We start from the raw sequence: 20,758 nt of genomic DNA on the forward strand, positions 1-20,758 counted from the left end.
GAGGAACATCAATAATTCTACACTTCTTCATTATTTTAATTTCTTACCTCAAAAAAGCAGTGCCTTTTTAGGCACTGCTTTTAACTATTAATAACTTGGCATTTTCGTAATCTGTGCCACTCCTGAATCAATGGCTGCTTTTGCTACTGCTTCTGCAACACTCGGAACAACTCTTTTATCTAATGGATTCGGGATTACATAATTCGCATTACGTTCTTCGTCCGTAATGATGTTAGCGATCCCATATGCTGCCGCTAATTTCATCTCTTCTGTAATATCAGTCGCGCGCACATCTAACGCACCGCGGAATATTCCTGGGAACGCCAATACATTATTTACTTGATTCGCATAATCCGAGCGCCCGGTTCCTACTACAGCTGCCCCAGCCTCTAATGCATCCTCAGGGAAGATTTCTGGAACTGGATTCGCCATTGCAAACACAATTGCTTTCTCATTCATCGTCTGTACAAGTTCTTTCGTTAATACGTTAGGTGCAGATACACCGATAAAGATATCAGCCTGGTGAATCGCTTCTTTTAACGTTCCACGCACATGTTCTCGATTTGTCTTTTTTGAAACTTCAATTTGTGCTTCGTTCATCCATGCTTCACCTTCACAAACAATACCTTCTAAGCTAACTAACGTAATGTGCTTTGCACCAGCCTTTAATAATAATTTTCCAATTGCAATTCCTGCCGAACCCGCACCGTTAATAACAATTTTCACATTATCCACTTGTTTGCTAACAACTTTTAATGCATTAATAACAGCTGCTAAGACGACAATAGCTGTTCCATGTTGATCATCATGGAATACAGGAATATTCGTTTCTTCTTTTAATCTTTTTTCAATTTCAAAACAACGCGGTGCTGCAATATCTTCTAAATTGATTCCTGCAAACGTAGGCTCTAAATTTTTCACAAGGGTAACGATTTCATCCACATCCGTTGTTCCTAAACATAACGGGAAAGCATCTACATTCGCAAATTTTTTAAATAATATACTTTTCCCTTCCATAACAGGCATAGCCGCTTTCGGTCCAATGTTTCCTAAACCGAGTACCGCTGTTCCATCTGAGACAACTGCCACCATATTACCACGTGCTGTATAGTCATACACTGTTTCTTCATCCGCCGCAATTGCTTTACAGGACTCCGCTACACCTGGTGTATATGTCAGGCTTAAATCATCCGCTGAATTTACTTCTACCTTACTTGTAATCTCAATTTTCCCTACTAACTCTTTATGTAATAACAATGATCTTTCATTAATTTGATTTTCTAACATACTTATAATCTCCCCTTAATTTGACAAGCTAGCTATATGAATATAGCTAGCTTGTTTGATCATGAAAACATTTTTAATAAAATTGTCGCCGTTACAACCATTGCTGCCCCGCCTAAACGTGTTGAAATTTGCGCAAACGGCATTAATTCCATACGATTTGAAGCTGATAAAATAGCAACATCTCCAGTTCCACCTAAACCGCTATGACATCCAGTTACAATCGCTGATTCAACTGGATACATTTTCATCACTTTCCCTACAAGAAAACCTGACGCTACCATTGTAAGAACAACCGATGCACACACAACAACATATCCTACTGAAAGAACTGCTGCTACGTCTTTTAGCGGAATATATAGCAATCCTAGTCCAACCATTAACGGCCAAGTTAAATTCTTCGAAATAAATTTATATAAGTGGAATGCTCCTTGCTCCATTTTTGCTGGCATTAATTTAAAGTATTTCACAAGTGCTGCTGAGAAAATCATAATGATTGCCCCAGGAATACCGATGAACTTAGAAGCAAATCCTCCGAAGATGAAGAACGTACATGCAATTAATAAACCTGCTCCCATTAATGAAAAGTCAATTGGCTTCTCTGTATTTTGTTCTTTTAATAACTCTGCTTGATTGTCTGTTTTTACTAATACACCGTTACCACTAAGCTCCGGTTTCTTCTCACCTAAACGCTTCATATACCCTGCACTTACGATTGCGAACATATTTCCAATAATAGCTGCTGGAATAAGCTGTGATACAAACGTTGCTGATGATTCATTTAAAATATCACTATAAGCTAGCGATAATGGTAAAATCCCTTCCCCAATACCACCACTCACAATTGGTACGATGATGAAGAAGAATGTTTGCTTCATTTCAAATCCAAATAGTGAACCAACCAATAATCCTACTGCTACAGAAGCTAACGTCCCTACTACTAAAGGAATAAACATACGAACGAAACCTTGTACTAACACTTTACGGTTCATTCCTAAAATACTTCCGACTACTAAACAAGAAATATATAAATATAAAAAGTTCGATTTTTTCATTAACATAGTCGCAGCTTCCATTGAAGCTGGATTCATCCAGTTAAAAAATACAAGTAATGATGGAATAAATAACGAAAGTATTGCCGGACCGCCGATATTTTTTAAAATTGGAATTCTCATCCCAATGTCGCCTAAGAAAATACCCATGATCATAATAACTGCAAATCCACCAATCATATCTGCTGGCAATTTATTATATACAGATGCCCCATAAATAATAGCAGCCAATACTACATATAACGGTAAAGGTATAACACCGATTTTTACATTCATAATTTTAGAAGCGAAAGATTCTCTTTGTACTTCATTTCCTTCAGAAAATGATACCGCTTCCACATTCTTTTGAATTCCCATATGGCACCCCCTTGTTTTCTTAATAACAATATTAAAACGCTTTCAATAGTAAAAATAGTTTTTGTAAGTTTTGTAATTGATTTTGTAATTAAAAAAAGTATAAGCGACTTATAATAAGTCGCTTATACGTAAAACTCTATTTTATTTTGGTCAATACATCTTAATTTACTCACTGGTCTTCCTACATGTTGATACACCATTTCGTTTTCTAATACTCCAATGCTAGTCAAAAACATTACATATTTTCGAATAGAAACCCTTGAAACACCAACTAATTGCGCCATTTCCTCTGTTGTAAATGCTCGTCCATTCAGCGACTCGATCTTCTGCCAAATTAATTGCATCGTTTGCTTCGTTAATCCTTTCGGAAGCTCTTTAGTGACAGTAGGCTCTCTTTTTTCTTTTTGCAAAATTAACGAATCTAATTCCGATTGACTAATTTTTTTTTGTTCTTTCATGAAAGTAAGCTTTTCTCGATATATAGTTAACGCCTTTTTAAATCGTTCAAATGTAAATGGTTTAATTAAATAATCTACTACACCATATTGTAATGCTTTTTTAATGCTCCCCATATCATGTACAGCTGAAATCATCATAATATCGATCTCTTTTTCTTGGTTCCGAATATACATTAAAAGCTCAAATCCAGTCTCTTCAGGCATAAAAATATCAAGTAATACTAAATCTACTCGTGATTCCTCTAATACTTCTATCGCTTCTTTAACGGAGTTAACTGCTTGAACAAGTTCAAACCCTCCTACTTGCTCTAAATAATGCGTATTTAACATTGCTACCATCGGGTCATCTTCTACAATTAAAACTTTAATCATATTTGCCTCTCATCCCTACCTTTAGGTATTTCAATTGTTATCGTTGTTCCCTTTCCTACTAATGAATGCATATGAATTTCCCCATTTATTCGCTGTATACTTTCTTTTACAAGATACAAACCATAACCACGGTTATCTCCCTTTGTGGAATAACCTTTCGTAAATAATGCCCCTATTTCTTCTTCTGGTATACCTTTCCCCGTATCTTGTACTGTAATGATTAATGTATCCCCATATTGTATCTCAAGTTCAACTTGCTTCTTTTCACAATTCGTCACTGCCTCTAATGCATTATCAATTAAATTTCCGACAATCGTAATTAGTTCATGAATAATACTTTCATCATCTATTTCCGGCATGTAAGAATCTTCACTTATGATTAATTTTATATTTTTCTCTCTAGCATAGCTAAGTTTCCCAAGTAAAAAACCAGCAAATACTGGACTTTTTATTCTCTCCATAACCCCACCAATTTCATATTGATGCTCTGATACCATACCGCTTATATACTTCTGTAATTCTTCATACTGCTTCATGTGTGTAAGTCCTAATACGACATGCATTTTATTCATAAATTCATGCGATTGTGCCCGTAATGCTTCCGCATATAGTCTAATACCAGTTAATTCTTCTGCTAATTTTCTAACCTCTGTTTTATCACGAAATGTTGCAATTGCACCAACTATTTCTCCTTTTACATATAAAGGAACACGATTCGTCACAATCGTAATTCCATAAATATTTTGTTCTTCGTTTAATTGTACCTCTCCCGTTTGTAATACTTCTTTTATACGTGAATTAGGCATATACAACTCAACATCTTTACCGATAAAATCTTCTTCAAGTCCACTTTTCTTAAACAATCGTTTTGCCTCATTATTTATTAAAGTTACATTAGCTTCTTTATCTACAGCAATAATACCTTCCTTTACAGATTGTAGCATCGTATTTCTTTCTTCAAGAATTTTCGCTATCCTGTGAGGTTCAAGACCAAATAAACTTTTCTTTATATGTCTAGCTAATAATATTGCTCCTATAATTCCGACTAGTACTCCAACTCCGACACCAATGTAAATGATATATCTACTTTCCTTAACTCTCTCTTTTACATTATCTGCTGAAATACCAACTGCCACCGCTCCAAGTTGTTCACCTGTTTCAGAAAATACAGGTACAAACACTCGCATTGAAATACCTAAAGTTCCTTCTGCCAGCGATACATGTTCCTTTCCTTTCAATGCAGGCCCTTCATCTCCCCCAATAAAATGATGGCCTATTTTTTGAGGATTTGGATGTGATTTTCTTATTCCATTCATGTCCATAACTACAATAAATTGAACACCTGTGTTTTTTAATATTCTATTTGTATACGTTTGGATTGCAGAAGTATCTGCTTTCCCAATCAAACCATCGATTACAATTGAATCATTCGCCACAATGTGTGCAATTGTTTTTGCTTTCTCTGCTTGGCTATCCTCCGTCGTCCGTTCTACATTATGACTAATTAATATATCTGTCACAAGTAAAGAAAAAATTACAACTGTACAAACTAACAATGTAATCGTTTTCCATAAATTCCATAGTCTTTTTCTTTTTTTCATCCCGTTAATGACTCCCCTAATTGCTGAATAGAAAAATAAGTAAGGTGAAAATAATATCACCTTACTTATCTGCTGTTATTATACTTTAAATTTACTAGTCATGGCTTGTAGTTCTTCGGCCATCCCAGCTAAGTTTTGCGAAGCTGAACTAATTTCTTCCATTGAATTCACTTGTTCTTCTGTTGAAGCAGCAACACTTTGCATACTAGCTGTATTTTCTTCTGCAGCCGCTGCAATTTCATCAATAGCATTTGTCACTTCATTTGCATCTCCAGCAATTCTCTTCGTTGTTTCTACCATTTGATTAACTTGAGAAACAATATGTGTAGTAGAACTTAAAATTTCCGTAAAACTTGCTTTCGTTTTTGTTACAACATCAAGGCCTTGTTGAACTTCTCCATTCACATTATCCATCGCCTTAACAGTATGTTCAATATCCGCCTTAATTTCTGCAATTAAATTTGCAATCTCTCCAGATGATTCTCCTGATTGCTCCGCTAATTTTCTAACCTCATCAGCTACAATAGCAAACCCTCGGCCCTGTTCACCTGCTCTTGCCGCTTCAATAGCCGCATTTAAAGCTAATAAGTTCGTTTGAGTAGCGATGTTTTGAATCGCTTCAGAAATAGCTCCTACCTGCTTTGATTTCTCATCAAGAAGTTTAATAATAGCATCTGACTCGGATACCGATCTAGAAATAGACTGCATTTGTTTTGCTGTTTGTTCAACCAATTCTTCCCCTTCTTCAGCTCTTTCTCTCGCATGTAATGAGGAGATAGAAATTGATTCCGCGCTTCCAGTTACATCTTGAATTGCTGTATTTACTTGTTGTAATGTAGCCGCACCTTCTTCAACACCTTGACTTTGTGATTCAGCCCCACCTGATACTTGTTCCATTGCAATTGTAATTTGATCTGTCGCATCATTTGCTTGCTGTACGCTCGCTGTTAACTCTTCAGCCGATGCAGCGACATGCTCTGCTGAAAAACTAATTTGAGTAATCACATCTTGTAAAGAGGCAGACATTTCATTAAATGAATTCCCTAATTTCCCTATGTCATCCTTGGAATGGATTGTAATTTTCTCTGTCAAATCTCCCTTACTAATTTTATGTGCCGAGTCAGCTATTTTTCTTAATGGTCTTGTAATAGACTTTGTAATGAAATAAATCAATACACTACCACATACAATAGCGATAGCAATGACAATCAAAGTCTTATAAAACACTGGATTCGCAGCTTGAGTAATTTCTTCGTCGAACATAACTCCAACTACTTTCCATCCTGTTTTCTCATTTGTTGCAAAGATTAAATTCTTTTTATCACCTTGTTCTGTATAAGACACATTTCCTTGTTTTTCTTCATAAATTGGTTTAATCCACGGATCAGTAACTTTTGCACCTGGTTTTCTAGATGGATGACTAACAATTTGCTTATTTTGATCTAGAATAACTGCATAACCTTTTTCACCAATGTTAATCATTTTGGAAATTTTTAAGATGTTATCTAAATTTAAGTTAATTCCTATAACACCTTTACCATCTTTTACTTCTTTAGCAATTGTCACTACCATATTTTTAGTAGATGCTGATTGATATGGTGCAGTAACAATTACTTTCCCTTTATTTTCATGTGCTTCTTTATACCAAGATCTATCTGTTGGATTATACCCATCAGCCATTTGGATAAATGGTTCTCTTATAAACTTTCCCGTCTGTGTTCCAATATAAATACCTTCTACTTCTGGATGGAGTTTTATATATTGAGCTAACTTCGTTCTTACTATTTCTTCTTGTCCGTTTGGATATGTATCCTCTGTTAAGACGTCTGCAAAGTACGCCGCATCAACAAATTTCTCTTCTATATTTTGAGAAATAACAGTATTTAAAACAGAAATATTTTCCTTTGCTTTACCTGTAATTTGTTGTTCAAAATTTGTTTTGGCAGTTTGATATGAAACACCACCGATAATAAGTCCTGGTATAGTTAAAATAAGAAAAAATGAAATGATTAATTTTTTCTTGATACTCATACATTTAACCCAGTTAAATATTTTTTGCATAATAAGCCTCCTTTATGTAATGTGAATACTTGTGTAATTTTATACAATTAACATATATAAAACAATATATAATGATAACATGTAATTTTTTTGTCAATTATGCGTTTTTTCATATTCACTACTTCTAAAGATTTAATCATAAAAAATAAGAGAACTTCAGCTTATATAATAAGCTGAAGTTCTCTTATTTCTTAACAAAAACTCCCCTTACAATTCTTTACATCTATTTCTTTACTAATTCATTTAGAGCTTTTCACATAACTAATTGCCTGACTCCCCATTTGTACCCATGCCTCTTCAAAGTTTTCTCTTGGCACTTTTACATCTAGGCTATCCTCGAGAGGATCTCGAATATATACAAATTCCTTATCATATCCAATAAGCACTACACAATGTTCATTATACGTAATAGAAACATCTCCACTATTTGTTTCCCATGTAGTAAATTCATCTTCATCTAATGGCTCAAATGTTGCATTTGTAATCATGACTACCGGCTGTCCTGATTTTACACTCTTATAAAGTTCTTCTATACTCTTTCCTGTTAAGTCCACAGATTTGTTAGGTAAATACTTTTTCGCTAATTGAAAGAGTGGTCCATGATATACACCATATCCAGATTCAGAAAACGTATAAATATTTCCTACAAATCCTTCATTCGGATTCCCACGTACACCATCTTTCATAAAATCAACTTTCTTTATTTCATTTGCTAATTTCATCTTATCCACTGTAATACCTGCGTATTGTAACATCATCGCTAAGCTCGTCACTTCACAGCCTCTATCTAACTCTGGTAATTGCTGAATTAAAGGAACATTTGATAAGATAATCTTTTCATCATTATTACTAAATTCCGCTTCTTTTCCATTTTGTATATTGAAGAATGTTAACTTCTCCATATACTTTGTAATTCCATTTGTATATACATTCCATACTGCTATAGATAGTAATACTATACATATATACCACTTAAACCTCCGTATCACTCTCACGCCCTTTTTAGTTCGTTAAATAAGAATAAAACGCGTCAGCATCCGTTCGAATCACCGGTATAAAATTTAGTTCTTTTCCTTTTTCAGGCTGATTCTTTTTTATTTTTTCTGCTAATTCTTGAACGTTCATATTCATTTTGTCCATATTAAGCTCATCCGCCATTTGTAGCACTTTTTGTTCATTAATTTCGCTTAATACTTGATATATATCTTTACCATACAAATCAATATGATAATTTTTTGCTTCTTCCTGCACTTTTTTTTCGTACACTTCTTGCGCTAACGCTTCTATCTCTTTTCCTTTTTGTGAAATACCTAACTTCCCTGCTTCCTCTCTTACTTTCGTTCCGTAGATTTCTTCCGCAATGTCCTCTATTTCTTTTCCATTTGTCGAAATACCTAATTTACCCGCTTCATCATTAATTTTAATCGTATTAATTTGAGTAATTAAATTTACAATCGATGTATTTTCTATAGATATGCCTAACTTTAACGCTTCTTGCTTCACTTTTGTTTCATAGATTTCTTCTGTAAGAGTTCCAACATCTTTTCCTTCAATTGAAATGCCTAACTGTTCTGCTTCCCTTCCTACTTCTGTTTCATGGATTTCTTTTTCTAGCGTAATTTGTTCTTTTCCTTCCGTTTCAATACCTAGATTCTCCGCCTTTTCTTCTGTATGCACCGCATGTATCTTTCCATTATTTAATTGCTCTTTACTGCGTTGCGTGTAATCTGTCTTTCCTTTTGATGTTTCAGAAGGAGAGGCACCCCCTAGTATGCTTAAGCTCATTACTCCAATAGTGAATACCGTCATCATTTTCTTTTTCAAAATTAATTCCTCCCTCTTACACTTTCTTTTTCATCATTCCCTATACATAATTGAAATAACATTTTGATCGATATAATCTGCTCAAATACATTTTTATAATCGCTTCTTTATGCGACGAACTTTCTGTATATAATACATGTTATAAATAGTTTCTTAACTTTCCCTTAAAAAAGACGACCTTGTAAAAAACAAGATCGCCTTCTAACTCATATTCTTTGATTTTTAGGTAGGTTCACTTCAAAACAAGTCCCCTCTCCCCATTTGCTCTCTACTGATATTTTCCCGTAATGCTTTTCTACAATCCAATTCGCGATTGAAAGGCCTAATCCCGCTCCTTCTGACGCACTTCTCGCTTTATCTCCTTGATAAAAACGATTAAATAATTTTGGGATGTCCTCATCTTCCACTCCTATCCCGTCATCTTTCACTCGTATACGAATCGAGCTATTCGTTTGCGTACAATCGATTTGTATATGCCCACCTTCATTCGTATACTTCATCGCATTATCTAACAATATGACCATCATTTGATGGATTCTCTCTCTATCACCCATAAATGATACGTCATGCTCCACTTTCAATATCATCTCTTTTTCTTGATAGGAAGCAATTTCCTTATATGGATCTACTATCTCTTCTAACAATTTATCCATTTCAAATATTTTCTTATCCATCTCAATTTGATTAGAATCAGAACGTGCTAGCAATAATAAATTACTAACGAGTTTCGATAACCGCCTACATTCTTTTGAAATTGTAGAGATATCCATTGCTTTTTCTTCTATCGTAGCGGATGGGGATTGGAATAACACATCCGTTTTTGATTGAATGACTGCAAGTGGCGTTCTTAATTCATGTGATGCATCAGAAACAAACTGTTGCTGTTTTTCCCATGAATTTTGAATGGGTACGAGTGCTCTACCAGCTAAGAAAAAGCCAATTCCTATTGCACATAGACTTCCTATGCTACAGCCAATAACGAGAATTAAAAATAAAGTATTTAGCATCTCTTCTTCAGCTGTTATATCGCGTACGATTTGAACTATTTTTCCATCTTGTTGAAATGCAAACGTTCTAAAATATAGCCCTTGCACTTCTATATCTTGCAAAGAACCTGACTTTTTTGGAGCAAACATTTCTAAGTTTTCTTCAAAAATAAGACGGAATTTTGGATTTCCCGTACCTATCTCCACAGTTTTTCCACTCCAAGTTAACTTCATTATCCTAGGATCCCCAATTGGAGGATATCCCCTAATTTTTTTAGTTATTTTTTTATCATCTGAATTTTCTCTATGCTGAACGGCTTTGTCTATCGATTTATCTACTTCACTATAAATACGATTATACGTGTACGAATAAATAATACTACCTAATACGCCTATCAAAATGATAAATACTAATGAGTTCAATATAGTCAATCGAATACGCGTCTTCTGAAACATGCTTCCCTTTTTCATTGTTCTTTTAATATATATCCAATACCTCGAACAGTTTGAATATCTTTCTGATAACCGAATGGCTCTAATTTTTTACGTAAATGATGTACATACACTTCTACAATTGCTACTGTCGTATCTGAATCAAATCCCCAAACACGATCAAAAATTTGTTCACGCATTAAAATCTTTCCGCTATTTTGAACAAGGTACTCTAGAAGCTCATATTGTTTTAATGTTAACTTCATACTTTGTCCATCTACTTGAACGTCTTTATCTTTTCCGAACAGTTCAATCCCTTTATAACGAATAGTCTGCTTTGTTGTTAAACTACCGCTTCGTCGTAATAAAGCACGAATTCTCGCTTTTAACTCTGGAGCCTGAAATGGCTTAACGATATAGTCATCCCCACCAAAGTCCAAGCCTTTCACGCGATCTTCTAAAGAATCTCTCGCTGTCAAAAAAAGGACTGGTGTCTCAATCTTTTCATCTCGTATTTTTTGAATCACTTCAAACCCGTCCATCTCTGGCATCATCACATCAAGCAAAATGGCGTCATATATATTTTGTAATGCTAGAAATAATCCATCTTCTCCATTCAATGCTGTATCTACTTCAAATTCATCGCGTAATATTTGGACAATAGACTCTAATAAAGAAGCATTATCTTCTACTACGAGTAAGCGCATATTCTCACCTTCCACCATATTGTTCAATCCTATTTATAATTATATTTTAACGTTTTTCTCAATATAAAATTTGAAAGATTTATTATAAAAATTCTTTCTTAAATTTTTCTTAATAAAAAATTGAAAGAAATAAGACTCCCCTTATCTCTTTCAACTTTTTACTACGTATACCTTTTTACTCGGCAATTCTAAACAATTTAGCTGGCCACCATATACAGCACCGCCATCAATCCCTATAATACGATTACTACCAAAATACACGCCGCAATTCTCACTACCATGAAGTGTTTTTGTTTCCGTATGGCCGAATACAACAACCTTTTCGCCACTATATCCATTATGAAACTCATTACGAATCCACATTAACGTATATGGTTCACATTCCGAAACTCGCTTCAATGGCTCAACACCAGCATGTACAAATATATACTCTTCTATTTCAACGTAATGATCTAATTCTTGAATAAACTTTACATGTTCCTTTAAAACATTCGATTGTAAAATTGGTTTTTGGAAGGCTTCTTCATTAACCACAATATCTTTTTCTGCAAATCCATAGCTGTATAAAGTCTTATCTCCACCATTCCTTTTTACCCAATGGTTCCATGAACGTTCCTCATCAGTCGTTAACGCTTTAATCATCATATCTTCATGATTTCCCTTTAGGACGAGGGCTCCCTCTTCTTTTAACTCTTTTACCTTTTCAATTACAGCACGCGCATTGGGACCACGATCTACATAATCCCCTAATAAAATTAATTGATCCTTTCTTGCATCGTATTGAGCTTCTTCCAATAACTGTTCGAACTTTTCTATTTCTCCATGAATATCACTAATAACAAGAATCCTTTTCATATTATCCCCTTCTTTCTAAACCACTCTCTTTCTAATTATAGTTCAAAACAACAGAAATTTCTGAATCCATATTCAAAATCACGTTTCTTACAAATAAAACGATTATCCTTACAACAATGTAAGTCTCTTGTCATCCAATTCGATAGTTACAATTTCTATATTTCCTTATACTAAAAGTAAGAAATGAGACAAAAAACAAGGAGAGATGAGAAATGAAAAAAGTGATGGAAGTTGTAGTAGCAGTGGCAGAGGTTTTCGTAAATGGCAAACAAGTTGCAATGGAGTTAAACAAATAATGAAAAGGACAAGATTCATTCTAGACCCTTTACTCATATAAAAGAGATAAGACTTCTTCATTTTTTTGATCCCTTATCTCCTTGTAAGAAAACCGTATCCTGAAAAAGGATGCGGTTTTCTTATTGCCATATTCATTTACTTATTTATTATTCCTAGTTGATTATAAATAAGTAAAATCTCTGCTTAAATTGCTTTTAACTCAAGTTCTGAAAATCTCATTTTTCTCTTCCTTAGTTACTATGTATCTATCCCTCCCATCAAATAATTTTTTCAAAATAAAAATCCCATTTAAATACACATTACTGAATCTATCATACTAAATGACTTCTTCATTCTGTCTATCTAAATGGGATTATTTCACACTTGTTATTCCACTGGTTGTGGTTGTGGCTGTGGCTGTACTACTTCATTCGCTCCAGCTACCCTCAACATATTTGCAATATCTTTAAAACCTCTTTTTTCAGCATATTGCAGTGGCGTAATATTTTCCTTATTGGCCATATTTACATCTGCCCCGTGGTCAATAAGCATTTGAATTACTTTCTTATGATTTTCACTACCATTTCCTAATACGATTGCTTCTACTAAAGCTGTTCCACCACGAGCATTTCTATAATTCACATCAATATCTGTATGCTCTAATAATTCTTTTACAACCTCTACATGGCCACGTTCAGATGCAGAAATGAGTGCTGTTCCACCTGATTTAGTAATTTCATTCGTATTAACCCCTGCATTAATTAGTAGCTTTACAATGTCTGTATATCCTTCTCTACTTGCATAAAGAAATGGATTACTTTGTTTCTCATCTTTACTTTCAATATTAGCACCTGCACCAATTAATGCCTTAACTGTCTCTACATGATTTTGATACGTTGCTGCAAGGATAGGCGTTTCTCCGTTGTCACCTTCTACGTTTATATTGGCTCCATCTTGAATCAGCTTCATAGCTGTTTCTGTGTCTCCAAGAGTCGCAGAAAGTAGCAACTGTTTGTCCATTAAATTTATACTTTTTTCTTCTTTAGATTCTTCCTGTTCTTTATGCTTTTCTTTTTTCTTTTCGTTTTTCACATGAACCGGTTTCGATTCTGGCTCCTCTTGCTTATCGCAAGCCACTACCGTCATTAAAAGTCCTAATAACATACATAATAAAATTTTTTGTTTTCTCACAACTACAGCTCCTATGAAAGATAATGTTTTCTTAACCATTCCTCCATCACATACAATAACTCTTCTTGAGTACATTTATCCATAAGTTCTTTATATTCCTTCTTTAATCGGATTATCTAAACTTATACCTATGTTTCTCAACCTATATTAGCGAAGCAATTAGTTTAGCACGATTTTACCGCATTTGTATACATTTCTAAAAAGTGCATAAATGATTGCTTTAGGTTACTATATTCCATTGTAACCGTTCTTCTAAAAATTTTACACCTTTTCTATATTTGCACCTGAGTAATAATAAAAAAAGGACAACTATATAGTTATCCTTTTCTATTATTAATGATGTCCACCGTGATTTCCCTTTTTCGGGTTCCCCATCATTTCTTTATTCATTTCCCATTTATGCTCTGCTAGCTCTTTATATGAAAGAACTTTCCCTTTGTAGTTAGACACAAAGCTCTCTGCATCCTTTTTATTTTCAAATGAAATAACATTATAAGCCATCGGTGTTGTTATTGTTTTATCATATACGTAAGTCGCATCTTCTAATGAGATCCACTCTTTCGAATCATAATCACGAACAAATTTCTCTTTCGTCTTTTCACCTGGATTAATCTCCATCCATTTATACATACAACCAATATCATCAAATTTTAATGCTTTTCCATTTTCTAAAATGATTTCTGTTGCAAATTGATTATCTATTACCCCAATTTGGCAAATATCACATTTATCATGTTTCTCATCGATTGCCACAGCCTCTGCTTGTTTTTTGCCACATCCTACTATTGTAAAGACAAAGAATAAGCATATAGCAAGCATGACATACTTTGTTCTCATTTTATTTCCTCCCTAACCGTATCTTCCACAAGGAGCATATCAAAAAGTTGTGTGAGATTTGTGAAAAAATAATGTGCTTTTTGTAATATAAGGAACAAAAAAGATGTGTAGCCATTTCTACACATCTCTCATCATTCACAACCTGTAATTAATAAATCGTCTTCTAACGTAACTAATAATGTATTTGTATTAATTTGCTGCCCAGCAACTACATTTACTAATCTTATATTTCCACTGATACCGACTGCAACTTTTTCAAGCTCACCATTATTTTTTCGAATCATCATTAATTTTTCCCACTCATATACGTAAGAAGATTCATTAACAAAAATCTCTTCTACTTTTCCCTCATAAGAACTATAAATTTCTTCCATTCTCGTTTTCATATAAAATCTACTCCCTATTTCACACTTCAATATTTTCATCTTATTCTACCATTCTTACGGAGAGCTGCTTACCTTTTTAAAAATTCAAATTAACTACCGTGAACAAAATGAACAAAATAAAAATTATGCTTCTAATGATGTTATTTTTCAAATTATTTACCATTTGAATAAATGCTTTTATGATAAACAAAAAACATTTTTTCTGAATTTTCATTACATTTTGAAAGCGTAATCATTTTGAGGGGGAGATTACATGTTAGCACTACTTGGATTTGCGATGGTATTTGTCTTTATGTTTTTAATTATGACGAAACGTATGTCTGCACTAGTAGCATTAATATTAATTCCAATTACTTTCGCATTAATTGGTGGTTTTTATGCAAATATGGGACCTATGATGTTAGAAGGCATTCAAAAACTAGCACCTACTGGTATTATGCTTATGTTTGCTATTTTGTATTTTGGAATTATGATTGATAGCGGTTTATTCGATCCTGTCATTAGTAGGATTTTAAAATTTGTAAAAGGAGATCCTTTAAAAATTGTTGTTGGTACAGCAATTCTTACTATTATCGTTTCATTAGATGGTGACGGAACAACAACGTATATGATTACTGTTTCCGCAATGTACCCTCTATATAAACGCCTTGGAATGAATCCACTTATATTAGCTGGGGTTGTTATGTTAGGGGCAGGAGTGACAAATCTTACACCATGGGGCGGACCGACAGCTCGGGTTATGAGTGCTCTTGGACTAGACGCATCAGAGCTCTTTACACCACTTATACCAGGAATGATCGCTGGTGCAATTTGGGTAGTTTTCGTTGCTTACTATCTTGGGAAAAAAGAAAGAAAACGATTAGGAATTATGGATGTACAATATTTAAAACAAATGCAAACGATGGATGAGCAAGCTGCAACAGTGGAAGCTGCCGTTCATAAACGTCCTAAGCTTCTATGGATTAACTTTTTATTAACTGTTACCTTACTTGTCTGTCTCATACTAGAAATTATGCCGTTACCTGTTTTATTTACAATTGCTTTCGCTATTGCTGTTATGCTTAACTATCCGAACTTAGAACAACAGAAAGAACGTATTGCTTCTCACGCTGGAAACGTATTAGCGGTTGTTTCTCTCGTATTTGCCGCTGGAATTTTCACTGGTATTCTATCAGGAACAAAAATGGTAGATGCAATGGCTCAAAGTGTAGTCACTCTTATACCAGACGCGCTTGGGCCACAACTACCAATTATTACAGCTCTTCTTAGTATGCCGTTCACATTTTTCATGTCCAATGATGCATTTTACTTCGGAGTATTACCTATTTTAACGAAAGCTGCTGCTGCTTACGGAATTAGTGCAGCTGAAATGGGACGTGCTTCCTTACTTGGGCAACCTGTTCACTTATTAAGCCCTCTTGTCGCTTCCACTTATTTATTAGTCGGAATGGCCAAAGTTGATTTTGGTGAACATCAACGCTTTACGTTACTTTGGGCAATTGGAACGACAATGGTGATGTTGATTACTGGAATTGTAATTGGGATTATTCCAATATAAGATAAAAACAGTAGAGGACATAATATCCTCTACTGTTTTTTATTATGAAGAAACAAGAAAATACCTTCTTTCCGGTCTCCCTACACTCCCATATGTAAGCTCCGCATGTACTTTCTTTCCAGATATTAAATACTCTAAATAGCGCCTCGCTGTTGATCGGCTTACCCCAACCATCGAGCTTAACACTTCTGCTGTAATTCCTTCTTCATTCACTGTTAACATATGCTTTTTTATTTTTGCTAAAGTTAAAGGATCTATCCCTTTCGGAGCATATTCCATTTCATTTCCCTTTACGCCTCTTTGAGACCATAAATGTTCTATTTGTTCTATAGATAATTGATTAGTTTTCTTTAACTGCACAATCTTTTTTTGGTAACTTTCCAAACTCGCTTTAAATCGGTCAAACATAAGTGGCTTTACGATATAGTCTGTTACTCCGCCTCGTAGAGCATGTCGCACTACATCTGTTTCCGATGCAGCTGTAATCATAATAATATCTGTATCATGTAAATTATTCCTAATATATGTGACAAGTTCCGTTCCTTGCATATCAGGTAAGTACACGTCTAATAAAACGAGCTGTGGCTTCACAAGATCTAGCCATTCTTTCGCTTGTTCTCCAGTCGTTGCTGTTCCAATTACTTTAAATCCCTCAATCTTTTCAGTAAAACGACGATGAATGTCCGCAATTCGAATATCATCTTCTACAATCAATACTTCAATCTCCTCACCCATTACAATTCGCCTCTCTCTTTTGGTAATGCAATAATAAACAATGCACCACCTAAATCCCCTTTTTCGATTGCAATACTTCCATTTAAATCTTCTACTAACTCTTTTACTTTTGCTAATCCATATCCTCGCTTCCCGCCTTCTTTCGTCGAGAAGCCTTTATAGAATATGCTAGTAATGACTTCATCATGAATCCCTTGTCCTGAATCTTCCACTTCAATTACAATTTCTTCTCCGATATCAGTTACAAACATTCTGACCTTCTTATCATTCTCTTCATTTCTTTCAATCGCTTCAAATGCATTCGTAATTAAATTTCCTAAAATAGAAACGACATAATTGCTCTCAATGTGCGGGCTTAATTTGTCTAAACTACTTTCTCGATCTAGCATAAAATCAATCTTCAACTCTCTTGCTCTATTATAAAATCCAATTAAAATCCCACCTAACCATGGATTTTGAATTCGCTTCATAATAAATTGAACAAAATCTTGATATACCGCTGTTTCCTTATGAATAAGCTCTAAAGCATCTTCATATGATTCTAACTGGATAAGTCCTGAAAGCGTATACAATAAATTGTTATATTCATGCGTTTGCGCTCGCAATGCCTCTGTATATTGCTTCGTCTGAGACAATTCTGCTGTTAACTGATCCATTTCAGATTTCAACCGTAAGCTCGATACAACGCCAGTTACTTTATTCTTTACTTTAATAGGTAGACGGTTCGCAATCACAGCCTGCCCTTTTATATTTAATTGACGATCAAACTGTTCTTCACCAGTTTGAAGTACATCTAGTATCGTTGAATTAGGAATTACATTTAAAATAAATTCTCCAATAATATTTCGTTGTTCATCTAGCGAAAGAATATCATAAGCTGCTTGATTGACTAAGCTAATCATGCCCTTTTGATCAATGACAATAATCCCTTCACGTACAGATTGAATCACTGTACTATGCTCTTCATATAAAGAGGAAATTTCTTCTGGCTCCATCCCAAACATCATTCTTTTTATACTTCCTGCTAAATATATAGAACCAATTATCCCGATTAAAAGACCTATTATCGTAATCCAAAATACACGCTTTCCATACACTTCTACCGCTCCATGAATATCATCCATTGAAAATCCAACAGACACCACGCCAATAATTTCATTTTCCTGATTACGGATTGGAACTTTGCCGCGTAATGAAGGGCCTAATGATCCAGTCGCTTTCGAAATATAAGATTTTCCTTCTAATAGAACTCCTTTGTTATCTCCACCAACCATTGCTTCTCCTATTTTATCTCGCTCAGGATGTGCATAACGAATCCCTTCCTTATTTCCAACTACAATAAAATCAGCATCCGTATCAATTCGAATTTTTTCTGCAATTGGCTGAATAATAGAAGCTGGGTTTTCTCTTTGAAAAGCTTCCTGAATTTCTGGTATCACAGCAACTGTTTTTGCAACATGCAAAGCCCTTTTACCAATTTGCTCTTCTACCGTTTCAGATAATATGTAATAAAATAAATAACTCGTTAACAGAAGTACAACTAGAATAAGTGTACTAATCGTTAATGTAATTCTCGGTTGTAGTTTTAATTTTTTAAATTTCAAAACCATTCCCCTAACATGATTAAAGATGGAATTAAAAGAAAATACAGTCTTTTATAGTTACACTTAATCATAACACGGTTACTCTATATTTCTTTATTTTTATCTTCATAAAAAAAGAAACGAAGTACAATTACTACCTCGTTTCTTAACATTTCTTATTACACTTTAAATTTCCCAATCATCTCCTGCAATTCTTCTGCCATTTGCGATAAATGAACTGCTGCTGCATTGATTTCATCTACTGAAGCTAATTGTTCTTCTGAAGAACCAGCAATATTTTGAACGCTTGCTGCATTTTCTTCAATCGTAGCTGCAATTTCATTGATAGATGCACTAACTTGTTTTGCATCTACTGTCATTTGTTTCGCTACTTCTACCATGCTATCAATTTGTACAACAGTATCATCTGTAGACTTCAATATTTCAGCAAAGCTTTGCTTCGTTTCATTTGCAACTACAAGCCCTGATTGTACTTCTGTCCCAACCTGCTTCATAGAGCTTACTGTTTCTTTTATATCAAATTGTATCTCTTTCACTAGTTTTCCAATTTCCGTAGAAGACTGTCCTGATTGTTCTGCTAACTTTCGCACTTCATCTGCTACAATTGCAAATCCTCTACCTTGCTCTCCAGCTCTCGCAGCCTCAATCGCAGCATTTAATGCTAATAAATTTGTCTGCTCTGCAATATGTTGAATTACCTCAAGGATTGCTCCAATTTGTTTCGACTTATCATCTAACAAAACAATAACTTTATCTGATTGTGAAACAGACTCATGGATTAATTGCATTTGATTCACAGTTTGTTCAACTAACTTTCCACCATCTTCAGCCTTTTTCTTCGTATACATAGATGCTGTGGATACTAATGAAGAACTATCTGCAACACGCTGAATTCCTTCTGTAACTTCTTCTAATAACGTTGCGCCTTCTTCAACTTCTTTCGTTTGTATTTCAGCCCCGCTCGACACTTGCTCTATTGCTTGTGTAATTTGTTCCGTCGCTTCACTTGTCTGCTTCATGCTAGCTGTTAATTCTTCTGAAGATGCTGCTACATGACTTGCCGAAGTATTTATATTAGAAATGACATTCTGTAATGATGCCGCCATCTCGTTAAAGCTTTCTCCTAGCTGCCCAATTTCATCTTTAGAATGAACTGTAATTGATTCTGTTAAATCACCTTCACTAATTTTTTTAGATGATATAACAAGTTGTTTTAATGGTTTAATAATAGAAGCAATTATGAAGTAAATTAAAATACCACCGATTATTAATGAAATAACAATAACAGTTAGCGTCTTATAAAAAATAGGTTCAGCTGCTTCAATAATTTCTTTTGAAGGCATAATTCCTGCTATTTTCCATCCAGTTTTCTTATTCGTTTTAAAAGTAACATTACGATCTTCACCATCTAATGAATAATGAAAATCACCAGCTTCCTGTTTATAAAATTCCTTACTAAGTTTCTCTTCTAATTTCTCTCCTGGCTTCATTTTCGGATGTGCTACTACATTTTTATCTTGATCAAATATTGCTACATACCCTTTCTTACCGATATTAACCATCTTGGAAGTAGTAACAATATCATTAATTATTAAGTCAATCCCAAGGACGCCACTTTTATCCTCATTTTGTTTCGCTAATGTAATAACAATATTTCCTGTCGTTTGTGACTTATATGGAGCAGTTACAATTACCTCTCCGCTTTTCTTCACTGCCTCTTTATACCACTCTCTTTCTGTAGGATTATATCCGTCTGGCATCTGAATAGCTGGCGATTGAATAAATTGTCCATTACTAGATCCTGTATAGATTGCTTCCATTTCTGGATGTAATTTGTTGTATTCTTCTAGCTTATTTTGGATGTTTTGAATTTGGTCTGCTTGGTAACTTGATTGTGTGAATAATTTCGTAAAATAAGTTGCATCTACTTTTTTACTATCCAATTCCTTATTAATTACATTATCCAAAATTTTTATATTATCTTTCGCTGAGTTTACAATCGTTTCATTAAAATTCGTTTTTGCCTGCTGATAAGACGTCAAACCAATTACAATACTTGGAAGAATTAAAATGATGATAAATGATACAAGTAACTTTGTTTTTAAACTACTACGCCTTAATTTCCCTTGAAACATATTTCTACCCCTCCATACCGTTTTACACTTAATTCCTTTATATAAAT

17 protein-coding genes and 2 pseudogenes are annotated in these 20,758 nt (G+C 34.3%); 1 reads left to right on the forward strand and 18 read right to left on the reverse strand.

Annotated features, from left to right (window positions below):
- Positions 1-87: 87 nt before the first annotated feature.
- The 14 genes and pseudogenes from ACXY7N_RS13830 to ACXY7N_RS13895 all read right to left on the reverse strand — a co-directional run bounded on the left by ACXY7N_RS13830 (position 88) and on the right by ACXY7N_RS13895 (position 14,679).
- Positions 88-1,287, reverse strand: a complete 1,200-nt coding sequence (locus ACXY7N_RS13830; protein ID WP_016089371.1) for an NAD(P)-dependent malic enzyme — start codon at positions 1,285-1,287, stop codon at positions 88-90.
- Positions 1,288-1,346: 59 nt separating this feature from the next.
- Positions 1,347-2,693: a 2-hydroxycarboxylate transporter family protein gene (locus ACXY7N_RS13835; protein ID WP_000512725.1), complete on the reverse strand. Its 1,347-nt coding sequence runs from the start codon at positions 2,691-2,693 to the stop codon at positions 1,347-1,349.
- A 122-nt stretch (positions 2,694-2,815) separates the two neighbouring features.
- Positions 2,816-3,523, reverse strand: a complete 708-nt coding sequence (locus ACXY7N_RS13840) for a response regulator (RefSeq protein ID WP_048567119.1) — start codon at positions 3,521-3,523, stop codon at positions 2,816-2,818.
- Entirely contained in the window at positions 3,520-5,124 is a 1,605-nt protein-coding gene (locus tag ACXY7N_RS13845; RefSeq protein ID WP_016089373.1) for a sensor histidine kinase, read from the reverse strand. Before ACXY7N_RS13845 ends, ACXY7N_RS13840 begins: the two co-directional genes overlap by 4 nt.
- Positions 5,125-5,202: 78 nt before the next feature.
- A complete protein-coding gene (locus ACXY7N_RS13850) occupies positions 5,203-6,150 on the reverse strand; it encodes a methyl-accepting chemotaxis protein (protein ID WP_437435021.1) in 948 nt (315 codons plus the stop codon).
- Positions 6,142-7,185 (reverse strand): annotated as a pseudogene (locus tag ACXY7N_RS13855) (HAMP domain-containing protein); the annotation flags it as partial. The gene ACXY7N_RS13850 and the pseudogene ACXY7N_RS13855, both read right to left, overlap by 9 nt.
- Before the next feature lie 239 nt (positions 7,186-7,424).
- Positions 7,425-8,174, reverse strand: a complete 750-nt coding sequence (locus tag ACXY7N_RS13860) for a C39 family peptidase (protein ID WP_016089375.1) — start codon at positions 8,172-8,174, stop codon at positions 7,425-7,427.
- A 13-nt stretch (positions 8,175-8,187) separates the two neighbouring features.
- Entirely contained in the window at positions 8,188-9,009 is an 822-nt protein-coding gene (locus ACXY7N_RS13865; RefSeq protein WP_016089376.1) for a hypothetical protein, read from the reverse strand.
- Positions 9,010-9,215: 206 nt separating this feature from the next.
- The gene (locus ACXY7N_RS13870; protein ID WP_141537606.1) at positions 9,216-10,451 is read right to left on the reverse strand and encodes a sensor histidine kinase; all 1,236 of its coding nucleotides are present in this window, start codon (positions 10,449-10,451) and stop codon (positions 9,216-9,218) included.
- A gap of 11 nt (positions 10,452-10,462) precedes the next feature.
- Positions 10,463-11,134 carry a response regulator transcription factor gene (locus ACXY7N_RS13875; protein ID WP_001238626.1) on the reverse strand — a complete coding sequence of 224 codons (672 nt, stop codon included), beginning with the start codon at positions 11,132-11,134 and terminating at the stop codon, positions 10,463-10,465.
- A gap of 150 nt (positions 11,135-11,284) precedes the next feature.
- Complete coding sequence (locus tag ACXY7N_RS13880; protein WP_016133574.1) at positions 11,285-11,989, reverse strand: metallophosphoesterase family protein; 705 nt, start codon at positions 11,987-11,989, stop codon at positions 11,285-11,287.
- Between the two features lie 663 nt (positions 11,990-12,652).
- Positions 12,653-13,531: an ankyrin repeat domain-containing protein gene (locus ACXY7N_RS13885; RefSeq protein WP_016089380.1), complete on the reverse strand. Its 879-nt coding sequence runs from the start codon at positions 13,529-13,531 to the stop codon at positions 12,653-12,655.
- A 258-nt stretch (positions 13,532-13,789) separates the two neighbouring features.
- Positions 13,790-14,293: a nitrous oxide reductase accessory protein NosL gene (locus tag ACXY7N_RS13890; protein WP_016133573.1), complete on the reverse strand. Its 504-nt coding sequence runs from the start codon at positions 14,291-14,293 to the stop codon at positions 13,790-13,792.
- A gap of 131 nt (positions 14,294-14,424) precedes the next feature.
- Positions 14,425-14,679: a hypothetical protein gene (locus ACXY7N_RS13895; protein WP_016089382.1), complete on the reverse strand. Its 255-nt coding sequence runs from the start codon at positions 14,677-14,679 to the stop codon at positions 14,425-14,427.
- Between the two features lie 253 nt (positions 14,680-14,932).
- Here ACXY7N_RS13895 and ACXY7N_RS13900 point away from each other — a divergent pair, with 253 nt between their 5' ends.
- Complete coding sequence (locus ACXY7N_RS13900) at positions 14,933-16,237, forward strand: CitMHS family transporter (RefSeq protein WP_088083200.1); 1,305 nt, start codon at positions 14,933-14,935, stop codon at positions 16,235-16,237.
- Between the two features lie 42 nt (positions 16,238-16,279).
- On the opposite strand, the gene ACXY7N_RS13905 is transcribed toward ACXY7N_RS13900, so the two are convergent.
- From ACXY7N_RS13905 to ACXY7N_RS13920, 4 genes and pseudogenes are all read right to left on the reverse strand, one after another.
- The gene (locus tag ACXY7N_RS13905; RefSeq protein WP_016089384.1) at positions 16,280-16,972 is read right to left on the reverse strand and encodes a response regulator; all 693 of its coding nucleotides are present in this window, start codon (positions 16,970-16,972) and stop codon (positions 16,280-16,282) included.
- Positions 16,972-18,582, reverse strand: coding sequence for an ATP-binding protein (locus ACXY7N_RS13910; protein WP_098485860.1), 1,611 nt, complete (start codon positions 18,580-18,582; stop codon positions 16,972-16,974). The genes ACXY7N_RS13905 and ACXY7N_RS13910 overlap by 1 nt, the downstream gene beginning before the upstream one ends.
- A gap of 152 nt (positions 18,583-18,734) precedes the next feature.
- Positions 18,735-19,682, reverse strand: a complete 948-nt coding sequence (locus tag ACXY7N_RS13915; RefSeq protein ID WP_437435397.1) for a methyl-accepting chemotaxis protein — start codon at positions 19,680-19,682, stop codon at positions 18,735-18,737.
- Positions 19,677-20,711: pseudogene (locus tag ACXY7N_RS13920) on the reverse strand (HAMP domain-containing protein); the annotation flags it as partial. The pseudogene ACXY7N_RS13920 and the gene ACXY7N_RS13915, both read right to left, overlap by 6 nt.
- Positions 20,712-20,758 lie beyond the last annotated feature (47 nt).

This window comes from Bacillus sp. 5w2, from assembly GCF_054353775.1.

What these genes read in the sequence shown, in the direction of transcription:
- ACXY7N_RS13830 (WP_016089371.1), bottom strand. Translation starts at nt 1,287, where the DNA reads ATGTTAGAAAATCAAATTAATGAAAGATCATTGTTATTACATAAAGAG.
- ACXY7N_RS13835 (WP_000512725.1), bottom strand. Translation starts at nt 2,693, where the DNA reads ATGGGAATTCAAAAGAATGTGGAAGCGGTATCATTTTCTGAAGGAAAT.
- ACXY7N_RS13840 (WP_048567119.1), bottom strand. Translation starts at nt 3,523, where the DNA reads ATGATTAAAGTTTTAATTGTAGAAGATGACCCGATGGTAGCAATGTTA.
- ACXY7N_RS13845 (WP_016089373.1), bottom strand. Translation starts at nt 5,124, where the DNA reads ATGAAAAAAAGAAAAAGACTATGGAATTTATGGAAAACGATTACATTG.
- ACXY7N_RS13850 (WP_437435021.1), bottom strand. Translation starts at nt 6,150, where the DNA reads ATGTCTGCCTCTTTACAAGATGTGATTACTCAAATTAGTTTTTCAGCA.
- ACXY7N_RS13870 (WP_141537606.1), bottom strand. Translation starts at nt 10,451, where the DNA reads ATGTTTCAGAAGACGCGTATTCGATTGACTATATTGAACTCATTAGTA.
- ACXY7N_RS13875 (WP_001238626.1), bottom strand. Translation starts at nt 11,134, where the DNA reads ATGCGCTTACTCGTAGTAGAAGATAATGCTTCTTTATTAGAGTCTATT.
- ACXY7N_RS13880 (WP_016133574.1), bottom strand. Translation starts at nt 11,989, where the DNA reads ATGAAAAGGATTCTTGTTATTAGTGATATTCATGGAGAAATAGAAAAG.
- ACXY7N_RS13885 (WP_016089380.1), bottom strand. Translation starts at nt 13,531, where the DNA reads ATGTACTCAAGAAGAGTTATTGTATGTGATGGAGGAATGGTTAAGAAA.
- ACXY7N_RS13890 (WP_016133573.1), bottom strand. Translation starts at nt 14,293, where the DNA reads ATGAGAACAAAGTATGTCATGCTTGCTATATGCTTATTCTTTGTCTTT.
- ACXY7N_RS13895 (WP_016089382.1), bottom strand. Translation starts at nt 14,679, where the DNA reads ATGAAAACGAGAATGGAAGAAATTTATAGTTCTTATGAGGGAAAAGTA.
- ACXY7N_RS13900 (WP_088083200.1), top strand. Translation starts at nt 14,933, where the DNA reads ATGTTAGCACTACTTGGATTTGCGATGGTATTTGTCTTTATGTTTTTA.
- ACXY7N_RS13905 (WP_016089384.1), bottom strand. Translation starts at nt 16,972, where the DNA reads ATGGGTGAGGAGATTGAAGTATTGATTGTAGAAGATGATATTCGAATT.
- ACXY7N_RS13910 (WP_098485860.1), bottom strand. Translation starts at nt 18,582, where the DNA reads ATGGTTTTGAAATTTAAAAAATTAAAACTACAACCGAGAATTACATTA.
- ACXY7N_RS13915 (WP_437435397.1), bottom strand. Translation starts at nt 19,682, where the DNA reads ATGGCGGCATCATTACAGAATGTCATTTCTAATATAAATACTTCGGCA.